This window comes from Kribbella sp. CA-245084, assembly GCF_050942355.1.
In the GTDB taxonomy this organism is placed as follows: domain Bacteria; phylum Actinomycetota; class Actinomycetes; order Propionibacteriales; family Kribbellaceae; genus Kribbella.
Map to the genome: position 1 here is coordinate 2,155,453 of NZ_CP192053.1, position 18,752 is coordinate 2,174,204.

Sequence of the window (18,752 nt, forward strand, 5' to 3'; positions counted from 1 at the left end):
GGTGCTGACGATGCTCGCACGCAACGCCGAGTCGCTGTACTGGATCGGCCGGTACGTCGAACGCGCGGACGACACCGCGCGGATCCTCGACGTCTCGGTCCACCAACTGCTCGAGGACGCCACCGTCGACGCGGACACGGCCAGCCGCAGACTGCTCTCGGTCCTCGGCATCACCCCGCCCGACGGCAGCACGCTGGACGTGTGGGGTCTGACCGAGCTGGTCGCGATGTCGCCGGAGACCGGGTCGATCGTGTCCTCGATCGGCAGCGCTCGCGAGAACACCCGCGTCGCGCGCGAGGTGGTGTCCAGCGAGCTGTGGCAGTGCATCAACGCCATGTGGAACGCCGTACCCGAGCGGCAGCGGGCTGCGCGGCGCGTGGGGCCGCATGAGTTCTTCACGTTCGTGGAGAACCGGGCGGCGATGTTCGCGGGGCTGGCCGACTCCACGATGAGCCGCGACGACGGATGGCGGTTCCTCGTGCTCGGTCGCTCGGTGGAGCGCGTGGACATGATCGTCCGGATGCTGATGTCCCGAGTCGGCGACCGCCCGACTTCACCAGGCTGGGTGACCGTACTGCGTTCTGCGGGTGCCCAAGACACCTACTTGCGGACGTACCGCGGGGCACTGGATGCGTCGCGGGTCGTGCAGTTCTTGCTGATGGACCGCCTGTTCCCGCGGTCGGTGTTCCATGCGCTGCAGCAGGCGGAGTCCTGTCTCGACGACCTTGACCGCGGGCCGGCCGCGCGGATCGGTGCTGGTGCGGAGGCAGCCCGGTTGCTGGGCAAGGCCCGGAGCGATCTGGAGTTCCTGCGACCTGCGGACCTGCTGGACAACCTCACCGGCAGACTGCAGGACCTGCAGACCACAGTCCGCGAAGTGGGGGAGGCCGTGTCCCGCCAGTACTTCCATGCGGTGCCGTGGATCGAGTGGAACAACGCGGAGGTGAACCTGTGACCGGGGTGGTGGGGCGGGGAAGGAATCAAGCACAGTGGCGTCTCCGGGTGGTGCATACAACGGGCTACAGGTACGCGACTGCTGTCACGCAGTCGTACAACGAGGCCAGGCTGACCCCGCGTCACGACGATCGGCAGAACCTCATGGTGGCGCGGCTGGAGACAGTCCCCGCGACCCGTGCGTACAAGTACACGGACTACTGGGGTACTGAGGTCAACTCGTTCGACCTGCACACTCCACACACCGAGCTGAAGGTCATCGCAGCCTCCGTAGTCGAGACGACCGACCAGACTGCCCCGTCCATCGACGCAACCTGGTCCCAGCTCAAGTCACCCGAGGTACTGGACGCGTATGCGGAGTACCTGGAGTGGACCAGCTACGTCCCGAAGCACCGTGAGCTCGCTGCGGTTGCGCGCTCGCTACGGAAGGGCCGTACGGCGCAGGCGACCGTGCTTGCTGTGTCGAAGTGGGTGCACGACACGTTGAAGTACCAGCGTGGCACGACTGGTGTGCACTCGTCGGCTGTCGACGCCTGGCAGGCCGGTGAAGGCGTCTGTCAGGACTACGCGCACCTGACGCTGGCAATGCTGCGGGCGGTCGACGTACCGGCCCGCTACGTCTCTGGCTACCTGCACACCAAGCCGGACGCGGCAGTGGGCGAGACGGTCGTCGGTGAGAGCCATGCGTGGGTGGAGGCGTGGACCGGTGAGTGGTGGGGATTCGACCCGACCAACGACATCCCGATCGGTCACCGGCACGTCTGGGTGGCGACCGGGCGGGACTACGGCGACGTGTCACCGCTGAAGGGCATCTACTCCGGTGGCGCGGCGACGGCCATCGAGGTGACCGTCGACATGACCCGGTTAGCCTGAGCTCATGCGGGCCATGACAGTGACGCCGGGCAAGTCCGACTCGGCGACAGTAGGCGAGGTCTCGGAGCCTCCCGTTGCCGACGGTTCGATCCTCGTGGAGGGCCTGCTGACGGGCATCTGCGGGACCGACCTCGAGCTGGTTTCCGGTGCGTTCGGCAGCGGACGTCCGGGATCGGACCACCTCGTCATCGGACACGAGTCGCTCGGACGCGTGCTGGAAGCACCTGTGGGCTCTGGCTTCGCTGCCGGCGACCTGGTGGCCGGAGTGGTCCGCCGACCGGACCCCGTGCCCTGTCCGGCGTGTGCGCGCGGCGAGTGGGACTTCTGCCGCAACGGGCAGTACACCGAGCGCGGCATCAAGGAGATGGACGGGTACGGCGCAGAGCGCTGGCGGGTCGACCCGTACTTCGCCGTACCGGTGCCTGCTGAGCTGGGAGAGCTCGGCGTACTCGTGGAGCCGGCCAGCATTATGACCAAGGCGTGGGAGCAGGTGGATCAGGTCGGCGGGCGGTCGTGGTTCGGCCCGCAGCACGTGCTTGTCACAGGTGCTGGTCCGATCGGGCTGCTCGCAGCGCTCATCGCCCGGCAGCGCGGGTACGACGTACATGTGCTGGACAGGGTCACGGACGGACCGAAGCCGGAGCTGGTGCGGGAGTTGGGCGGGACGTATCTGACAGACCTGGGCCAGCTCGGTGTCGTACCGGATGTGGTGATCGAGGCGACCGGAGCCGGGCAGCTGGTGTTCGACTGCGCGTCGCTGCTCCCACCGGCCGGTGTGATGTGCCTGGCCGGGATCCACCCCGGGCCGGCGACTGTCGACGTACAGCTGGACGCACTTGTCCGGCAGCTCGTGGTGCGCAACGCCGCGCTGGTCGGGACCGTGAATGCGGGCAAACGGCACTACGCGGACGCTGTCGAGGTGCTGCTCGCGGCTGACCGGGCCTGGCTGCAGCGGTTGATCACCCGGACCGTGCCGCTGTCGCACTGGCCGGATGCATTGGTGCGGGAACCGGATGACATCAAGGTGGTCGTGGACTTGCAGGGATGACCTGCGAGGATGGTGGGTGACGAGGGGCAGATCGGGGCATGCCCCGCGGATGGAAGGAGCGTCGACAGGTGTCGGACACGAAGGCTCGGACCGCCGAGCAGATCGAGGCGGATATCGCCGCTACCCGGTTGCGCCTGGCCTCGACCGTCGACGAGCTGGTCGACCGCGCGAACCCGAAGAACGTTGCCCTGCGGCAGGTCGAGCAGGCCAAGTCCCAGGTCTTCGACGAGCAGGGTCAGCTGCGGACCCAGAAGATCGTCGCGGTCGCCGGTGCGGTGGTCGGCGTGGTCGGCGTACTGCTGGTGATCCGCCGGCTGGTGGGTCGCCGGTGACTCCACGCAAGCGGCTGTCCGACGACAAACTCCCGATCCGGATGCTGCACGACCGCGTCCTGGTCTCCCTCGAGCAGGAGGGCGAGCGCAAGTCGTCGGCCGGCATCTTGATCCCTGCCACCGCGCAGATGGGCCGCAGGCTCGCGTGGGCGAAGGTGGTGGCGGTCGGCGCGAACGTAAGGACCGTGGAGATCGACGACCGCGTTCTCTTCGACCCGGAGGACCGGGCCGAGGTGGAGGTGCGCGGCGACGACTACATCCTGCTGCGTGAGCGCGACCTGCACGCGGTGGCGGCCGGCCGTCTCGAAGACGGCCAGACCGGCCTCTATCTCTGAAACCGGAAATGGGTCGGGGTCGCCGGCCCACCCGTGACCAGGTCACGGATGAACGCGCCCACCAGCGGCACGAACTTGAAGCCCTGCCCGGAGAACCCAGCTGCCACGGTGATCGGTCCGGCCCGGTCGATCACGAAGGTCGACGAGGGCGTGTTGTCGTAGAGGCAGCTGATCGCAGTGGACAGTGTCGGGTCCAGTCCGGGGTACCACTGCTCGACGTACCGCAGCAGGGCTGCGTCCCGCTCCGGCTCCGGCCGGAAGTCCCTGGTGTCGGGGTCCACCTCCGGCCCGCTCGCGTGCAGTCCGACCTTCACTCCGGACCCTGGCTCATAGAGGCCATAGCTGTCAGGCCCCCAGTGCACGAAGCTCGGCCACTCCAGGTCCTCGGACAGCGGAGTGAAGAACCGAGGCTGCTCCTGTGTCACCCTGAACGGCGGCAACGGTGCCAGCCCACGCAGCAGCTTCGGAGTCCACGGTCCAGCAGTCACAACGACCTGCTGGGCCCGCACGGCCCCACCAGGTACGTCGAGCTCCACCAGCTCGTCATGCATCCGCAGCGCCCGCACTGGCGACTGCACGCGGAACTCCGCGCCTAGCCGAGCAGCCACCGTCTGCAATGCGTGCACGGCCCGCTCGGCGTACAGCCGACCTGAACCGGGCTGGTAGAGCACCGGACTCTCGAACCGGAACCCGGGCCAGCGCTCGGCCGCCTCCTCCGGGGCGAGCACCGACCCGGTTGCCGCATGCAACAACCGGAACGTCTCGACCGACTCGTCACTGAGTCCGTGGTCGATCCCACCGGTCTCCTCGAGCAGGGTCTCGCCGGAGTCCGCCTCCAGCTCACGCCACAACGGCCGGGCCCGCTCGGTCAGCTCGGCCACCTCGGCGTCATCGGCCGCCGGACGGAACAACCGCGTCCCGCCGTGCGATCCACCCCGCTCGTGCCCGAGCGTGAACTGCTCCAGTACGACGACCTCCCGCCCGACCGCGGCCAGCGCACGAGCCGCCGCCGAGCCCATCGCACCGGCCCCCACCACCGCCACGTCGTACGTCATTGCAGCAGCGTACGGAGACCGGGGCAGCCTCAGAAGCTGTTGGGACCGAACCGGAAGATCGCCACCAGGACGGCCAGGACCAGGATGACCGCGTTGATGGCGATCGGCGGCAGCTCCTTGCGGCGGCCGTGGGTGATGATCGCGCCGGCCATGATGACGGCGAGCCCGGTCGCGGCGAGCGGGACGAGCACCGGCGCGATGTCCAGAGCGCCCGGCAGGATCAGGCCGATCGCGCCGAGCACCTCGGCCGTTCCGATCAGCTTGATCGTGCCCGCGGAGAAGTCCTCGACCCACGTCATGTTCGGGTTGGCCAGCAGCTTGCGCCGGCTCTGGCTCAGCTTGGTGGCGCCGGCGGCCAGGAAGAAGGCGGCCAGCACTCCGGCGACGATCCACAGAAAGACGTTCATGTCCCACTCTCGGTCATTGGTTGATGCGTCAACTCAAAGCTAGAGGTAAATGACTTGAAGCGTCAAGTATTCGGTAGAATGGCGTCATGGCGGGGGATGCGCAGTGGCTCGAGCGGGAGGAGCTGGCGACCTGGATGTCGCTGGCCGCGTTGCTCTTCAAGCTGCCCGGAGTGCTGGACTACCAGCTGCAGCGGGACTCCGGGCTGACTCATTTCGAGTACCTCGTGCTCGCCGGGCTGTCGGAGTCGCCGGGGCGGTCGCGGCGGATGAGCGACCTGGCCGGCTTCGCGAACGGCTCGTTGTCGCGGCTCTCCCATGTGGTCAAGCGCCTCGAGCAGCGTGGTTTCGTCGAACGCCGGCCGGCCGAGGACGACGGGCGGATCACCGTCGCAACCATCACCGACAGCGGCTACGAGTTCCTTGTGGCCGCCGCGCCGGGGCATGTCGCGACCGTTCGCGAGTACGTCGTCGACGTGCTCAGCCCGGAGCAACTGGCGCAGCTGAAGGACATTGCCGACACGATTCTCGCCAAGGTCGACCCGGGCAAGGACTGCTGAGTTTCTCGCGGAGCGGGCAGGCGGAGGCGGCTCGATCGACGGACGGGGGAGAATGGGCCAGTGATCTTCGAGACCTCCAGCCGGTTGCCAGACTTCCCGTGGGACAAGCTCGCCCCTTACAAGCAGAAGGCGGCTGAGCATCCCGACGGCATCGTCGACCTGTCCGTCGGCAGTCCGGTGGACCCGGTGCCCGAGCTGGTGAAGAAGGCGCTGGCCGACGCCGCGGACGCCCCGTCGTACCCGACGACCCTTGGTACGTCGGCTGCGCGGCAGGCGGCTGTGGACTGGATGGCCCGGCGTCTCGACGTGACCGGAGTGGACCCGCAGAGCGGCGTACTGCCCGTGATCGGCACGAAAGAGCTGATCATGATGCTGCCGACGCTGCTGGGCATCGGCGCTGGCGACACCGTCCTCATCCCGGACCTGGCGTACCCGACGTACGAGGCGGGCGCTGCGCTCGCCCGCGCGACCAGCGTGCCGGTTGCGGACCCCACGACGTACGACGGGCCGGTGCGGGTCGCGTACCTGAACTCTCCGCGCAATCCGTCGGGTGAGATCACCCCAGCGGACGATCTGCGCCGTGCGGTGGAGTGGGCGCGGGCGAACGACGTACTGCTGGTCAGCGACGAGTGCTACACCGAGTTCGGCTGGGACGAGAAGCCTGTGTCCGTGCTGCACCCGGACGTGTCTGGTGGCAGCTTCGACAACCTGCTCGCAGTGCACTCGCTGTCCAAGCGGTCCAACCTGGCCGGGTACCGCGGTGGCTTCGTCGCCGGTGACCCGACCGTGGTGACCGAGCTGCTTGCCGTACGCAAGCATGCCGGGCTGATGGTGCCGTCGCCGATCCAGGCTGCGATGGCTGCCGCGTTCGCGGACGACGTACATGTCGAGTCGCAGCGTGCCCGCTACCTCCGTCGGCGTGCGGTACTGCGGGACGCGCTGACCGATGGGGGCTGGGAGATCACGCTGTCCAACGGCGGGCTCTACCTGTGGGCCTCGCACCCGTCGTACGACGCGTACGGTTCTGTCGGGGCTCTGGCGGACCGGGGCATCCTGGTCGCTCCGGGTGCGTTCTACGGAACTGCTGGTGAGCGGCACGTCCGTGTCGCGCTCACTGGGACCGACGAGCGCATCGATTCCGCGGTCAAGCGGCTGCAGGAGTAAACAAAGTCTGCGCTCCCCTGTGACATCTCCCGGTGTGGCCGCCTCTTATAGGGGGTAGGAGTCGTCAAGGGGAGGGTGAGGCGGATGAGACGCTTCGTTGGGGTCGCTGTTGCGGTGCTGCTGGGTCTGGGGCCGGTGGGTGTCGCGTACGCGGACGATTCCCCGTCGCCGAGCGTCACACCGACCGAGACGCCTGCGTCGACCGCTGTGTCGACTCCAGCGTCGACGCCTACGCCCAAGCCGGTGGTGACGCCGGCGGCTACTCCCACGCCGGCAGCCACTCCCACACATGCTGCGACTCCCACGCCGGCCTGGTCGATCACGCTGGATCAGCCGGCCGCGTCCTGGGAGGACAAGCCGACGATCTTCACCGGCAAGATCAGCCAGCCGATCACCGGGTCGTACATCACGCTCTGGCAGCGCGTCCCCGGCGCCTGGGTGCTGCGTGCGTCGACCCGCACCACTGCCGGCGGCGTGTACCGCTTCAGCTACATCTCGGCGTACACCGGGACCTGGGCGTTCCGCACGATGATCGGAGTGAAGGCGGAGACGGCGCTCGCCATCTCGGCGTACCGGACCGTGCCGATCCAGGACCGGAAGATCCTGATCAACACCCCGGCGTCCTGGTACGCCACGCTGACCGGCGTCTCGGTCACCGGCCGGATGGTGCCCGCCGAGCCGGGCAAGGAGCTCGCGCTGCAGAGCTATCTCGGCAGCGGCAAGTGGCAGTTGCTCAACATCGGGGTCATGGATGCCAAGGGCAACTTCCGGCTCCGGGTCCCCGACGACCTACCGGCCACCCGGACGGTGCGCGTCGTCACGAGGTATGTCAGTCAGGCCGCGATGGAGTACTCCGGCCTGGCCACGATCGTCATCAAAGCTGCCCTGAACCCCAAGGTGTACGCCGTCTCCGCCGCGATGGTGCCGAACACGTACCGGGCCGGGTGCCCGGTCGCGCCGGCGTCGCTGCGGCTGCTGCAGCTGAACTACTGGGGTTTCGACGGCCACGTACACCGCGGCGAGCTGATCCTGCGGGACGCCGCCGTAGCGAAGATGATCACGGTCTGGACCACGACGTTCGCGTCGAAGTTCCCGATCCGGCAGATGCGGCGGGTGGACGTGTTCGGCGGCAGTGACGTGAAGTCGATGGCAGCTGACAACACGTCGGCGTTCAACTGCCGGAGGGTGACCGGTGATCCGTACTCGCTGTCGCCGCACTCGTACGGGTGGGCGATCGACATAAACACCGTCGAGAACCCGTACCTGGCCGCGAACGGCGTCTGGTACCCGTCGAACGGGCTGGCGTACCGCACGCGGACGCCGGCACGTCCCGGCATGCTGTTCGCGAGCAGTGTCGCCACGAAGGCGCTGGTTGCGCAGGGCTACTTCTGGGGCGCCGGCTGGGCCAAGCCCGACTACCAGCACTTCGAGCCGAAGTGAGCCGCGTTGGCCTGCGCCTAGGCGCCGCCGGCGTGCTGCTGGTGGTGCTTGCAGGCTGCACCTCAAACTCGGCTGCCCAGCAACCGGGTGTAGTCCAGCAGTCCGCGACGCCGGTCATCCCCAGCACTGTCGGTGGGACTGTGCCGGTGCCGCCCGCCACTATGAGCACCGCTAAGCCCACGGACGCGGCCGTCCCACCGGAGGTGCCGGAGCAGGCGACCGCACCGCCACCTGCCAACGCCGGACCGCTCACAGCCCACAACCTGCCGACTCCTGACAAGCTCGGCCCCGGCTGGAAGACCTACACCGACCCGGGCGGCGCTGAGGCCGGATTCATCGGCAACAACACCTGGACCCGCCGCCGCGACCCCCACCAGGCCTCCTATGAAGCCCTACCCTCCGGCTGCGCAGGCAAGCCCGTCACCGGCACGCTCCCCATCCCGGCGTACGCCCTGACCGGCAGCTACCGCACCGCCGACAACCAGCCCGCGACCGCTCTCCTCCTGCGCTTCAAAGACTCCGGGCAGGCGACGAGCTACTACGCCGGGTACCAGGCCCGGATGAAGGCATGCGGGTCGGGCGGCGACCTGTCTGTCAAACAGCTCTGGACAACCACCACAGCAACTGCCGCTGTTCGTTCGTACGCCGCAGCCGAGTCCTACGTCGACCTGTCCGTAGTGCACGGCTCAACCGTGGCCCTCCTGGCAACCACCTCCGCCAACCCCGACCAGCAGTCCGACTGGGCACACACCGTCGTACCTGCCCTGGAACTGGTGATCGACGAATCCTAAAGTTGTATTACCTTTCAGTATTTCGTGACCTACACTCCGGTTATGGGTGACTTCGACCGGTATGCCCGTCTGACCGCGGGCCTCGACGCGCCGTACGCGGTGATCGACCTCGACGCCTTCCGCCGGAACGCGGACGACCTCGTCAGCCGCGCCGGGGGTACGCCGATCCGGATCGCCTCCAAGTCGGTCCGTTGCCGCGCGCTGATCACCGCTGCGCTGGAGCGCCCCGGCTTCCACGGCGTGATGAGCTATGCGCTCCCCGAGGCCCTCTGGCTCGCGCGCAACGGCGTCGACGACATCCTCCTCGGCTACCCGACCACCCACCGCTCCGCTCTGAGCGAGCTCTCCGAAGACCCCGAAGCGGCGTCCCGGATCACGCTGATGATCGACTCGCCGGAGCACCTCGCGTACATCAAGGCGGTCGCGGCCGGCAGCGCCCGCGTCCAGGTCTGCCTCGACGTCGACGCCTCGCTCCGCGTCTTCGGCCAGCATCTCGGCGTACGCCGCTCGCCGCTGCGCACCCCCGCCGACGTCGCGGCCCTCGCCCGCACCGTCGCCGACGACGACGCGTTCGAGCTGACCGGCGTGATGTTCTACGAGGCGCAGATCGCCGGTCTGCCCGACACCTCACCGGCCGTCCGCTGGGTCAAGCGCCGTTCGGCCGCCGAGCTCGCCGATCGCCGTGGCGCGGTCGTGGACGCGGTCAAGCAGGTCGCCGGGCTCCGGATCGTCAACAGCGGCGGAACAGGCAGCCTGGAGATCAGCAGCGCCGACCCGTCGGTCACAGAGGTCACCGCCGGCTCCGGTCTCTACGGCCCCACCCTCTTCGACAAGTACGACGTCTTCCAGCCTGAGCCCGCGATGGCCTACGCCCTCGACGTCGTACGCCGTCCCGCGCCCCGCATCGCCACGCTCTTCGGCGGCGGATACGTGGCGTCGGGGCCGGCGAAGAAGTCGCGGTTGCCGTTGCCTGCTTGGCCGTCCGGCCTGAAGCTGCTCGGGACCGAAGGCGCCGGCGAGGTACAGACTCCGGTCCAGGGACAATCAGCCGATCGGCTGAATCTCGGCGACAGAGTATGGATGCGCTACGCGAAGGCGGGCGAGATGCTGGAGCGGTTCGACGTCGTGCACGCGATCGACGCCGATCAGGTGAGTGAGTTCGTCACCTACCGCGGCGAAGGGAAGAACTTCGGATGAGCACCTGGCGGAACTGGTCCGGCACGGAGTCGGCGACCGGTATCGAGACCCTGCGGCCGGGGTCGACCGACGAGCTCGCGGCTGCGGTCAAATCCGCCGCCGAGCAGGGCAAGAAGCTCAAGGCAGTCGGCTCGGGGCACTCGTTCACGGGTTGCTCGGTGCCGCAGCAGGTGATGATCCGCCTTGACGGCCTGTCGGCGATCACCCACGCCGACAAGGATTCCGGGCGGGTGACAGTCGGCGCGGGGACCGATCTGCGGAAGCTCAACGCGGGGTTGGCCGCGTTCGACCTCGCGATGGCGAACCTCGGCGACATCGACAAGCAGACGATCTCCGGCGCGATCTCCACCGGCACGCATGGGACCGGCGCGGGGCTCGGCGGCCTCGCCACGCAGGTCGTCGCGCTCGACCTGGTCACCGCGGACGGCTCAGTCCTGCACTGCTCGGCCGAGGAGAATCCGGACGTCTTCGCCGCGGCCCGGGTCTCGGTCGGCGCGCTCGGCGTGATCAGCTCGCTGACGCTGCAGTGCGTGCCGGCGTTCCTGCTGCGCGCGCAGGAGATGCCGCTGCCGCTGGCCGAAGTACTGGACGGTTTCAATGAGCTTGCCGACGGCAACGATCACTTCGAGTTCTACTGGTTCCCGCACACCGACATCGCGCTGACCAAGCGCAACAATCGGGTCGCGGCGGGCGTCGACGCGTCGCCGGTCGGCCGGATCCGCGGCTGGGTCGACGACGAACTGCTGTCCAACAAGGTCTTCGAGCTGACCAACCGGCTCGCCGTGCGGCGGCCTGGGATGGTTCCCCGCATCAACCAGCTCGCCTCGCGTGCATTGTCGGCGCGAGAGTATGTCGACTCGTCGTACAAGGTGTTCTGTTCCGAGCGCAACGTGATCTTCCGCGAGTCGGAGTACGCCGTACCGCGCGAGCACGTGGTCGACGTGATCCGCCGGCTGCGCGACTGGATCGACACCTCGGGGTCGCGGATCCCGTTTCCGATCGAGGTCCGGGTGGCCGCGCCGGACGACATCTGGCTGTCCACGGCGTCGGGGCGCGAGACGGCGTACATCGCGATCCACCAGTACCACCGGTTGCCGCACGATCCGTACTTCCAGGCGTTCGAGAACATCGTCGCGGAGTACGACGGGCGGCCGCACTGGGGCAAGCTGCACACGCTCACCGCGACCGACCTACAAGCGCGGTACCCGCATTTCGACGATTTCCTCGCCGTCCGCGACCGTCTCGACCCGCAACGCACCTTCGAGAACCAGTACACCCGCCAGGTCTTCGGCTGACGCCCCGCCGGAGGCTAGCCTTCGGTGCATGAATGCTGCGGAGGGGCTCGAGCCATTGGCCGAGGATTGGCAGAAGGCGCTGGCGATTGTCGCGCACCCGGATGATCTCGAGTGGGGATCGGCGGCCGCGATCGCGCGCTGGACCGGTCAGGGCAAGCAGATCGTGTACTGCCTGCTGACTTCCGGCGAGGCGGGGATCGACGGCGTCGACCCGGCCGAGTGCGGACCGCTGCGGGAGGCCGAGGAGATCGAGTCTGCCCGGATCGTCGGCGTGTCCTCGGTCGAGTTCCTCGGCCAGCCCGACGGGACGATCGAGTACGGCGTACCGCTGCGGCGCGTCATCGCCGCCGCGATCCGCCGGCATCAGCCGGAGATCGTCATCACCGGCAACTTCCGCGATACCTGGGACGGCGACGTGGCGCTGAACCAGGCCGACCACATCAACACCGGCCGCGCGGTCGTCGACGCCGTCCGGGACGCCGCGAACCGGTGGATCTTCCCGGACGCCGGCGACAAGTGGGACGGCGTACGGCAGGTCTGGGCGGCCGGCTCACCCAACTCGCGGCACGGGGTGGACACCACCGACAGCTTTGACCTCGGCCTGCAGTCGCTGAAGGCCCACCAGGCCTACATCGACGGGCTGAACCGCGGGTTCGACCCGGAGGAGTTCCTCGAGGGCGTTTCGCGTCCGACCGGCACTCAGCTGGGCACGAAGTACGGCGCGCGGTTCGAGGTCTTCACTCCGTAGGTAGCTCGCGGTACGCGTTCAGGTGCGGAGGCATCGGCTTCGGGCGCCGCGGCTCACGATCGCCGGCGGTGTCCGGGCCGGGCGGGTTGCCAGGGCCGACCCATGAGCGGACCAGCGCGCGACCGCCCTTGCGGGTCATTCGGACCAGGTCGATCTGCTGGACCTGGCCGGCCGGGATCCCGAGCTGGGCCAGGCTCCGGTTCGCCATCGCACACGCGGCGTCGTGCTTGCGCGGCGAGAGGTTCTGCTGGAGGACGATCGCGATCGTCCCGTCCGGAAGGTCTTCGACCCGCTGGAACCGCATGCCCTTGTCGAGCGACCAGGACTTGAGGGCGAGCTCGAGGTAGGCGGAATTGGTCAGTCGTCGATCGGTCTTCGCACGCGCAACCACTTCGTAACGGGCCATGAATCGATCATCCGTCGCCGGTTTCCAGGAATCAACGAAGTTCGTTGATCGCTGCCGCCACCTCGGTCGGGTTGGAGATCAGCGTGAGGTGATTCGCGTTCGGGATCAGCGTCGGCGCAGGGGCTCCGATGCGAGTGGCCGTCTCGGTTGCGTTGCCGCCGTTCGTGTCGAGCGCCCCGAACACGACCGACTTCGGGACGGGCAGGTCGCGGAGCTTGGCCAAGCGATCAGCCGACACGGCCGGGATCCCGTGCGCGGTCATCTGCCAGACCGCCTTCTCGGCGCCCGGCTGCCGGAACGGCCGGGTCCAGTCATCGACGTTCATCGCCGGGCAGTCCGGAGAGCAGACGCTGCTGTAGATCTTCTTGAGCAGCCAGCCCTGGTCGAGCACCAGCCGGAACAGCGAGGTCCGGTACGGCGGGACGATCAGCCACCGCGGCGGCCCGGCCTGCCCGCCGGGTAACGGCAGGGCGTCCCCGTCGAGGAACATGATCCCGGCCATCCGGTTCGGCGCCTCCAGCGTCGCCTCGGCGGCGACGCCCGCACCGAGCGAGTGCCCGACCAGGATCGGCCGCGGTTCACCAGGCCCGCCGAGGTGCATCGCGTCGAGGAATCCGAGCAGCTGCGCCGCGAGATGCTCGATCGTGTACGGCGCTTTGCGCTCGGAGTACCCGTAGCCGGTGATGTCGTAGGCGTAGACGCGGTGGTTCGTCGCGAGCAGCGGAACGAGTCGTGACCAGGTGTCGACGGATTCCGCGGCGCCGTGGACGAGTACAACGGGCGTGCCCGACGTACCCCAGGTCTCGTAGCGGGTGTTGATGTCGCCGGTCTCGACGTACTTCAGGCCGGGAGGTGGTGCGGCGGTCCCGTTGGTGGCGAGGTTGTAGCCGAGCGATGCCGCGGTGACGATCAGCCAGAGCCCGAGAAGTCCCAGGAACCCCCGCCACAGGAACCGTTTCACGCCCCCAGTCTTACAGCTGCAGGATGCGCTGCGACTCGCTGAGGACGGCGGGGGAGGCCAGCGACTGCCAGCGCGGGATCTGCTCGGTGAGGAACGGACCGAGCTTGACCGCCCGCTTGGCATCGTTGTCGAGGACGTCGAGCTCGTTGACGATCGTCAGGTCGACGAAGTCGCGGAGGTCTTCGGAGCCGAGCTCTTCGGACGTACCGGTGAAGCGGTCGGTGACCGTGCGGTGCTCGGCGAGGTCGCGCCACGTGGTCTCGCGGTCGCAGGCGCCGTACCGGTAGACGATCTGCTCGGCCCCGGTGCCGATCACCGACTCCAGGACCGGGCGTTCGGTCTGCCAGTCGAAGAGGTGGGTGGGGAAGCCGTCCGTCCCGTACGCCGCGTGGGCCAGGCCGGCGGTCACCAGCGTGTCGGAGGCGCCGAGAGAGCGCAGGCGCTTGGCGACCCGGTGCAGGTGGACGTACAGGCTTCCGCCCGCGTGGTCGATCTCGTCGGCGCCGCGCACCAGCAGCAGCGAACCCAAGTCCTCGAAAGTGCTCATCTGACCCCTTCTCACCCCGGAGCGGCCAAATCGCTCGAACAGATCAGGGCCTTCGGACCGACCCAGGTCACCCACGGTAAGGCCAACCACCCGCCCCCGCCCACAGCACCGGCGTGCCGTTTCGGTCACACCCCGTTCATTTCCCGTTCCCCGAGGTGGCGGCCGAGGCTTCGGCAGTCAGGACTTCACCGGACCGCACCCCGGACCGTCCCCTGAAACCCCGGCTCAGCCATTCCCACCGGCGATGCCGCTGCCGACCATGAATCCATGAGTAACGCCGCAGCCCGCTGGACCCTGATCGCCGTCATGGCAACGATGACCCTGCTCACCATCACGCTGACCACCGCGCTGAGCTAGGTCGTTGCCGTCGGCAAGGGATGCAGTGCGCGGCGGGTCTCCTCCAGGAGCCGGTGCAGGAGCGGGTTCGCGGTGTGTTTGGGCCAGATCAGGGCCAGCACGTTCGGTGTCGCGTCGACGAGCGGCAGCCACGTCAGCTTCGGGTGGGCGAAGTACGTGACGGTCGACGCCGGCGCGATCCAGCAGCCGTGTCCTGCCGCGACCAGGTGCAGGCACTCCTCTGGAGTCCGTGCCTGCGGCCCGAAGACCGCACGGCTGCCGTCCGGCCGCGGGTCGATGAACCAGAAGTTCACCACGGCCTCCGGCATCCCGTCCCGCGGCCCGACCACCGGTACGTCGGCGAGATCCTCGACGTACAACGATGTACGTGTCTCCAGCGGATGGCCGGGAGGTAGCGCGACCCAGCGATCTTCCTCGAGCAGGGGATGGACGGTGAAGCGCGGGTCGTCGCCGATCGGCAGCCACAGGAACGCCGCGTCAGCCCGTCCTTCGACGAGCGCGGCGATCTCGTCCGGCAGCGTGTGCGACGCGATCGGCCGTACGTCGACCTCGGGCTCTCCTCGTCGTAGCGCAGCCTCGACCGCGGGCATGAAGTGCGCCGTACTCTGCGCCTTGAACGTGATCCGCAGCGGATCCGGCCGGCCTGCCGCCGTCAACCGCGCCTCGGTGACCATCGCCTGCGCGGACGACAACAGCGCCGCACCCTGCTTGAGGACGACCTCGCCGGCCGCGGTCAGCTCGATGCCGGTCGGGCGCCGCTCGACCAGCGGGGTCCCGATGACCCGCTCCAGTTGACGGATCTGTCCGCTGACTGCCTGCTGCGTCAGGTTCAGGACTCCGGCCGCGCGCGTCATGCTGCCCTCGGCCGCAACGGCTTCGAGCGCCTCCAGCAGCCGCAGGCTCAGATCCACGCCGTCCTCGCATCCACCCGGCCATCGTGCCACAACGATCTGTTGTGCCTGCGCCAACAAGTCTCTGTTTCCACCCACTGCGATCTGGCAGGACGATCGAAGCAGGTCTCGTGAAGGGAGAAACAAGAGGATGACGCTCAAGGGGAAAACGGCGCTCGTCACCGGGTCGTCGAAGGGGCTGGGCCGGGCGATCCTGCTCCGCCTCGCCGCCCAGGGCGCGAACGTCGTGGTCAACTACTCCCGCGACGAGTCCGCCGCGAACGAGGTACTCGACGCGGCCAAGGCGCTCGGCGTGCAGGCCATCTCGGTCGCGGCCGACGTGTCCCAGGTCGACGGGATCCAGCGGCTGTACGACGCGACGGTGGACGAGTTCGGCCAGGTGGACATCGTGGTCGCGAACGCCGGTATGGAGAAGGTGAACGTCCCGGTCGCAGAGGTCACCGAGGAGGATTTCGACCTGCTGTTCCGCGTCAACACCAAGGGCCCGTACTTCGTCCTGCGCGAGGCGGCCCGCCGGATCGCGGACAACGGCCGGATCATCACGATCTCGTCGAACACGACGACGGTCCCGCAGTTGGGCGTCGGACTGTACGGCACCAGCAAGGTCGCCACCGGTTACCTGGCCCGGGTGCTCGCGCTGGAGTTGGGGCCGCGCGGGATCACGGTCAACACGATCGTGCCGGGCCCGATCGACGGCGCGGGGATCTTCACCGACCCGGCGAACGACGAGTACAAGCAGAGCCTGATCGCGATGGTGCCGATCGGGCGGCTGGGCACGACCGAGGACGTGGCCGGGATCGCGTCCTTCCTCGCCAGCGACGAGGCCGGGCTGATCACCGGCCAGCAGATCGTCGCCGACGGCGGAATGCACTAAGGGCATGTCTGATGATCCATCGCCTACTGCGGGGCACTCGGCACGGCACCTCGCCGCACGGGTGCAAAGGGAACGATGCTCCGCATCGACCCCTTCGCCCCCGCGCGCCGATGCACCGCACCGAGCACCTCCTCGCTACGGCGCTGGATCATCAGACATGCCCTGGCCGAACCTACTGAGGGAGAGAGATGACTGGAACGATGCGTGCCGCCCAGGTACAGCAGGCCGGCGGCCCGTTCGTAGTGACCGATGTGCCGATCCCGGAACCCAAGGCCGGGCAGATCCGGGTGAAGGTTCATGCCTGCGGGATCTGTGGCGGTGACGCGATTCCGCGGAACGCGCTGTTCGGCACTGTGCTGCCGCGGATCCCCGGGCATGAGATCGCCGGGGTCGTGGACGCGGTCGGCGAGGGCGTCACGGTCTGGGAGGTCGGTCAGCGGGTCGGCGTCGGCTGGTCCGGTGGAGTCGACTTCACCTGCGAGTACTGCAGGCGCGGCGATTTCACGAACTGCGTGAGCCGCACGATCGTCGGCATGTCGTACGACGGCGGGTACGCCGAGTTCATGGTGGCGCCGCAGGACGCGGTGGCGCGGATCCCGGAGGGACTGTCCTTCGAGGACGCGGCGCCGTTGATGTGCGGCGGGATCACGGCGTTCAATGCACTCCGGCATGCAAAGGCGGGGCCGGGGGACACGATCGCGGTGCACGGCGTCGGCGGTGTCGGACACCTGGCGATCCAGTTCGCCGACAAGATGGGCTTCCGGACGGTGGCGATCAACCGCGGCCGGGACAAGGAGAAGCTTGCTCGTCAGCTCGGGGCGGACGAGTACATCGACAGCAACGAGGGGGACGCCGGCGAGGCGTTGCAGGCGCTCGGGGGTGCGGCCGTCGTACTCGCGACCGTCTCTCGCGCTGACCTTCAGTCGGACCTGGTCAAGGGTCTGCGCCCGAACGGTGAGCTCATCGTGCTCGAGGGCAGCGACCCGATCCAGGTCACCGGCCACGCGCTCTCCGAGGGCCGGCTGTCGGTGTCCGGCTGGTACTCCGGGGTCGCACAGGACTCCGAGGACACGTTGAACTTCGCGGTGCTGAAGGACATCCGGCCGATCATCGAGACGTTCCCGCTCGAGCAGGCCGAGGACGCCTGGCAACACCAGCCCAAGGCGAACCTCCGCATCGTGCTCAAGACCCAAGCAGGGTAGATCAGGGTAGATCCCCAGAACCCGTCCGCAACCACCTCACACAGTTGCGGACGGGTTCTGCATTTGCTGCCCGTGGTGATCAGGGAAGGTGACTACCACGGGGAGTCGTGCGTCGGGATCGGTTCAAGCTGAAATCGGGTCTGGCTCAATCAGGTCAAGCTCAGTCCAGGTCGGCGAGAGCCTTCTTGGCGGCTTCCAGCTCGGCCTCGAGCGCGGCCACCTTGGCGGCCTGCTGGGAGCGGGCCTCCTCGATGACCTCGTCGATCGGGGTCGAGAGGTCCTCGTGCAGCTCCTTGGCCGCGCGGGACACCGCGGCCGCGGCAACGGCCAGGTCGCGGGCCAGGTACGTCGTGCCCTGCTTGAGCTCGGCGTGCCACTCGCCGTCCGCCGTCCCGGTGACGGTGAGCGTGAGCTCGATGGTCTTCGCCTTCTTGCCGACGGCCTTCTTCGCCGGCGCCTTCTTCGGCTTCGGGGCCTCGACCGGAGCGGACGTGGCTTCAGCCGTTTCGGGCGTCGTTTCAGCCGCGGCCGCCGACGGGTTGATGAGGTCGGGAGTGTCGGCGAGGTCGGACGGCGTCTCTACTGCCAGAGTGTCTACAGTCATCGTTGCGGCGATCTCCTTCTGGGACTGGCGCTGTGTGACTATTAGAACACATGTTCGATTCGTAGGCCAACCAGCTTCACCAGGAAGCGGTCGATCTGGTCTGCCAGCGGCGGTAGGTCGGCCTCCGGCTCGTTGATCCGGATCGAGACCGCGCCGTGCACCGCGGCCCGCAGATCGAACGCCACCGCGGTCGCGTCGTCGGCGGGTGCCAGGCCGGCATCCATACAGGCCTGCACGGCGGCCTTCGCCCGTATCCCCAACTCCTCCTTGAATGCCAGATTCATCCGCCGGTTCAGCGTGCTCTCGTGCAGCACCTTGTAGAGACCGGAGTACTCGCGCACCCACGTGCCGAGGAAGATGAGCCGCGCGCGGAGCCGGCGTACTGGATCGTCGCCGGCGCTGTCCTCTGCCTGCTCGAGGTCGCGGAGGAGGTCGGTCGTGGACTTCTCGAGCGCCGCGAAGACGAGCTCGTCGCGGTCGGCGAAGTGGATGTAGACCGACGTCGCCGCGATCCCGACCTCCCGTGCGACTGCGCGTAGCGAGAGCGCCTCGTCGTCACCGAGCTCGTTCAGCATCCGCAGCGCGGCCTCGATGATCTCCTGCCGCAGCAGTTCACCCTGCCCGCGACGGTTCCGGTTCCGCGACGTTCCAGCGTCCATAAAGCCGATTGTATTGCAACGCACGTTGCCTTACA

At 68.3% G+C, this 18,752-nt stretch carries 22 protein-coding genes; 14 read left to right on the plus strand and 8 right to left on the minus strand.

Features of this window, described 5'->3' with window-relative positions:
• Nucleotides 1–10: 10 nt before the first annotated feature.
• The 5 genes from ACQPYH_RS10535 (at nt 11) to ACQPYH_RS10555 (ending at nt 3,542) form a co-directional block, all read left to right on the plus strand.
• Entirely contained in the window at nt 11–955 is a 945-nt protein-coding gene (locus ACQPYH_RS10535) for an alpha-E domain-containing protein (protein WP_432889536.1), read from the plus strand.
• Nucleotides 956–1,002: 47 nt separating this feature from the next.
• Entirely contained in the window at nt 1,003–1,827 is an 825-nt protein-coding gene (locus ACQPYH_RS10540) for a transglutaminase family protein (RefSeq protein WP_432889538.1), read from the plus strand.
• Between the two features lie 4 nt (nt 1,828–1,831).
• Complete coding sequence (locus ACQPYH_RS10545; protein WP_432889540.1) at nt 1,832–2,875, plus strand: glucose 1-dehydrogenase; 1,044 nt, start codon at nt 1,832–1,834, stop codon at nt 2,873–2,875.
• Between the two features lie 68 nt (nt 2,876–2,943).
• Nucleotides 2,944–3,207 (plus strand): DUF3618 domain-containing protein, encoded by a 264-nt coding sequence (locus ACQPYH_RS10550; protein ID WP_137253290.1) that lies wholly within the window; start codon nt 2,944–2,946, stop codon nt 3,205–3,207.
• Nucleotides 3,204–3,542, plus strand: coding sequence for a GroES family chaperonin (locus tag ACQPYH_RS10555; RefSeq protein WP_432889542.1), 339 nt, complete (start codon nt 3,204–3,206; stop codon nt 3,540–3,542). The genes ACQPYH_RS10550 and ACQPYH_RS10555 overlap by 4 nt, the downstream gene beginning before the upstream one ends.
• On the opposite strand, the gene ACQPYH_RS10560 is transcribed toward ACQPYH_RS10555, so the two are convergent.
• Nucleotides 3,533–4,597 carry an FAD-dependent oxidoreductase gene (locus ACQPYH_RS10560; protein WP_432889544.1) on the minus strand — a complete coding sequence of 355 codons (1,065 nt, stop codon included), beginning with the start codon at nt 4,595–4,597 and terminating at the stop codon, nt 3,533–3,535. The two genes, ACQPYH_RS10555 and ACQPYH_RS10560, sit on opposite strands and share 10 nt — an antisense overlap.
• A 29-nt stretch (nt 4,598–4,626) precedes the next feature.
• Nucleotides 4,627–5,004: a DoxX family protein gene (locus ACQPYH_RS10565; RefSeq protein WP_432889546.1), complete on the minus strand. Its 378-nt coding sequence runs from the start codon at nt 5,002–5,004 to the stop codon at nt 4,627–4,629.
• An 86-nt stretch (nt 5,005–5,090) separates the two neighbouring features.
• On the opposite strand from ACQPYH_RS10565, the gene ACQPYH_RS10570 reads away from it, so the two are divergent.
• The 7 genes from ACQPYH_RS10570 to ACQPYH_RS10600 all read left to right on the plus strand — a co-directional run bounded on the left by ACQPYH_RS10570 (nt 5,091) and on the right by ACQPYH_RS10600 (nt 12,196).
• Nucleotides 5,091–5,561, plus strand: a complete 471-nt coding sequence (locus ACQPYH_RS10570; protein ID WP_432889548.1) for a MarR family winged helix-turn-helix transcriptional regulator — start codon at nt 5,091–5,093, stop codon at nt 5,559–5,561.
• 63 nt (nt 5,562–5,624) lie between these two features.
• Entirely contained in the window at nt 5,625–6,725 is a 1,101-nt protein-coding gene (gene dapC, locus ACQPYH_RS10575) for a succinyldiaminopimelate transaminase (RefSeq protein ID WP_432894372.1), read from the plus strand.
• Between the two features lie 84 nt (nt 6,726–6,809).
• A complete protein-coding gene (locus tag ACQPYH_RS10580) occupies nt 6,810–8,165 on the plus strand; it encodes a M15 family metallopeptidase (RefSeq protein WP_432889550.1) in 1,356 nt (451 codons plus the stop codon).
• Nucleotides 8,162–8,956, plus strand: a complete 795-nt coding sequence (locus ACQPYH_RS10585; RefSeq protein ID WP_432889552.1) for a hypothetical protein — start codon at nt 8,162–8,164, stop codon at nt 8,954–8,956. Before ACQPYH_RS10580 ends, ACQPYH_RS10585 begins: the two co-directional genes overlap by 4 nt.
• 42 nt (nt 8,957–8,998) lie before the next feature.
• The gene (locus ACQPYH_RS10590) at nt 8,999–10,153 is read left to right on the plus strand and encodes an amino acid deaminase/aldolase (RefSeq protein ID WP_432889554.1); all 1,155 of its coding nucleotides are present in this window, start codon (nt 8,999–9,001) and stop codon (nt 10,151–10,153) included.
• Complete coding sequence (locus tag ACQPYH_RS10595) at nt 10,150–11,448, plus strand: D-arabinono-1,4-lactone oxidase (RefSeq protein WP_432889556.1); 1,299 nt, start codon at nt 10,150–10,152, stop codon at nt 11,446–11,448. Before ACQPYH_RS10590 ends, ACQPYH_RS10595 begins: the two co-directional genes overlap by 4 nt.
• A gap of 28 nt (nt 11,449–11,476) precedes the next feature.
• Complete coding sequence (locus ACQPYH_RS10600) at nt 11,477–12,196, plus strand: PIG-L deacetylase family protein (RefSeq protein ID WP_432889558.1); 720 nt, start codon at nt 11,477–11,479, stop codon at nt 12,194–12,196.
• Here ACQPYH_RS10600 and ACQPYH_RS10605 read toward each other — a convergent pair.
• The 4 genes from ACQPYH_RS10605 to ACQPYH_RS10620 all read right to left on the minus strand — a co-directional run bounded on the left by ACQPYH_RS10605 (nt 12,186) and on the right by ACQPYH_RS10620 (nt 15,378).
• Nucleotides 12,186–12,602 (minus strand): hypothetical protein, encoded by a 417-nt coding sequence (locus tag ACQPYH_RS10605; protein WP_432889560.1) that lies wholly within the window; start codon nt 12,600–12,602, stop codon nt 12,186–12,188. The two genes, ACQPYH_RS10600 and ACQPYH_RS10605, sit on opposite strands and share 11 nt — an antisense overlap.
• Before the next feature lie 31 nt (nt 12,603–12,633).
• Entirely contained in the window at nt 12,634–13,563 is a 930-nt protein-coding gene (locus ACQPYH_RS10610) for an alpha/beta fold hydrolase (protein ID WP_432889562.1), read from the minus strand.
• Nucleotides 13,564–13,573: 10 nt separating this feature from the next.
• Nucleotides 13,574–14,110, minus strand: a complete 537-nt coding sequence (locus ACQPYH_RS10615) for a DUF6817 domain-containing protein (RefSeq protein WP_432889564.1) — start codon at nt 14,108–14,110, stop codon at nt 13,574–13,576.
• 353 nt (nt 14,111–14,463) lie between these two features.
• Nucleotides 14,464–15,378: a LysR family transcriptional regulator gene (locus ACQPYH_RS10620; protein ID WP_432889566.1), complete on the minus strand. Its 915-nt coding sequence runs from the start codon at nt 15,376–15,378 to the stop codon at nt 14,464–14,466.
• A gap of 130 nt (nt 15,379–15,508) precedes the next feature.
• Between ACQPYH_RS10620 and ACQPYH_RS10625 the strand changes: the two genes are divergently transcribed.
• Nucleotides 15,509–16,252, plus strand: coding sequence for a glucose 1-dehydrogenase (locus tag ACQPYH_RS10625; protein ID WP_432889568.1), 744 nt, complete (start codon nt 15,509–15,511; stop codon nt 16,250–16,252).
• A gap of 188 nt (nt 16,253–16,440) precedes the next feature.
• On the plus strand, nt 16,441–17,454 hold the full coding sequence (locus tag ACQPYH_RS10630) for an alcohol dehydrogenase catalytic domain-containing protein (RefSeq protein ID WP_432889570.1): 1,014 nt from the start codon (nt 16,441–16,443) through the stop codon (nt 17,452–17,454).
• 160 nt (nt 17,455–17,614) lie between these two features.
• Here the strand turns inward: ACQPYH_RS10630 and ACQPYH_RS10635 are convergent, their stop codons facing one another.
• Nucleotides 17,615–18,058, minus strand: a complete 444-nt coding sequence (locus tag ACQPYH_RS10635; RefSeq protein WP_432889572.1) for a DUF6319 family protein — start codon at nt 18,056–18,058, stop codon at nt 17,615–17,617.
• A gap of 41 nt (nt 18,059–18,099) precedes the next feature.
• Complete coding sequence (locus tag ACQPYH_RS10640; RefSeq protein ID WP_432889574.1) at nt 18,100–18,717, minus strand: TetR/AcrR family transcriptional regulator; 618 nt, start codon at nt 18,715–18,717, stop codon at nt 18,100–18,102.
• Nucleotides 18,718–18,752: the final 35 nt, after the last annotated feature.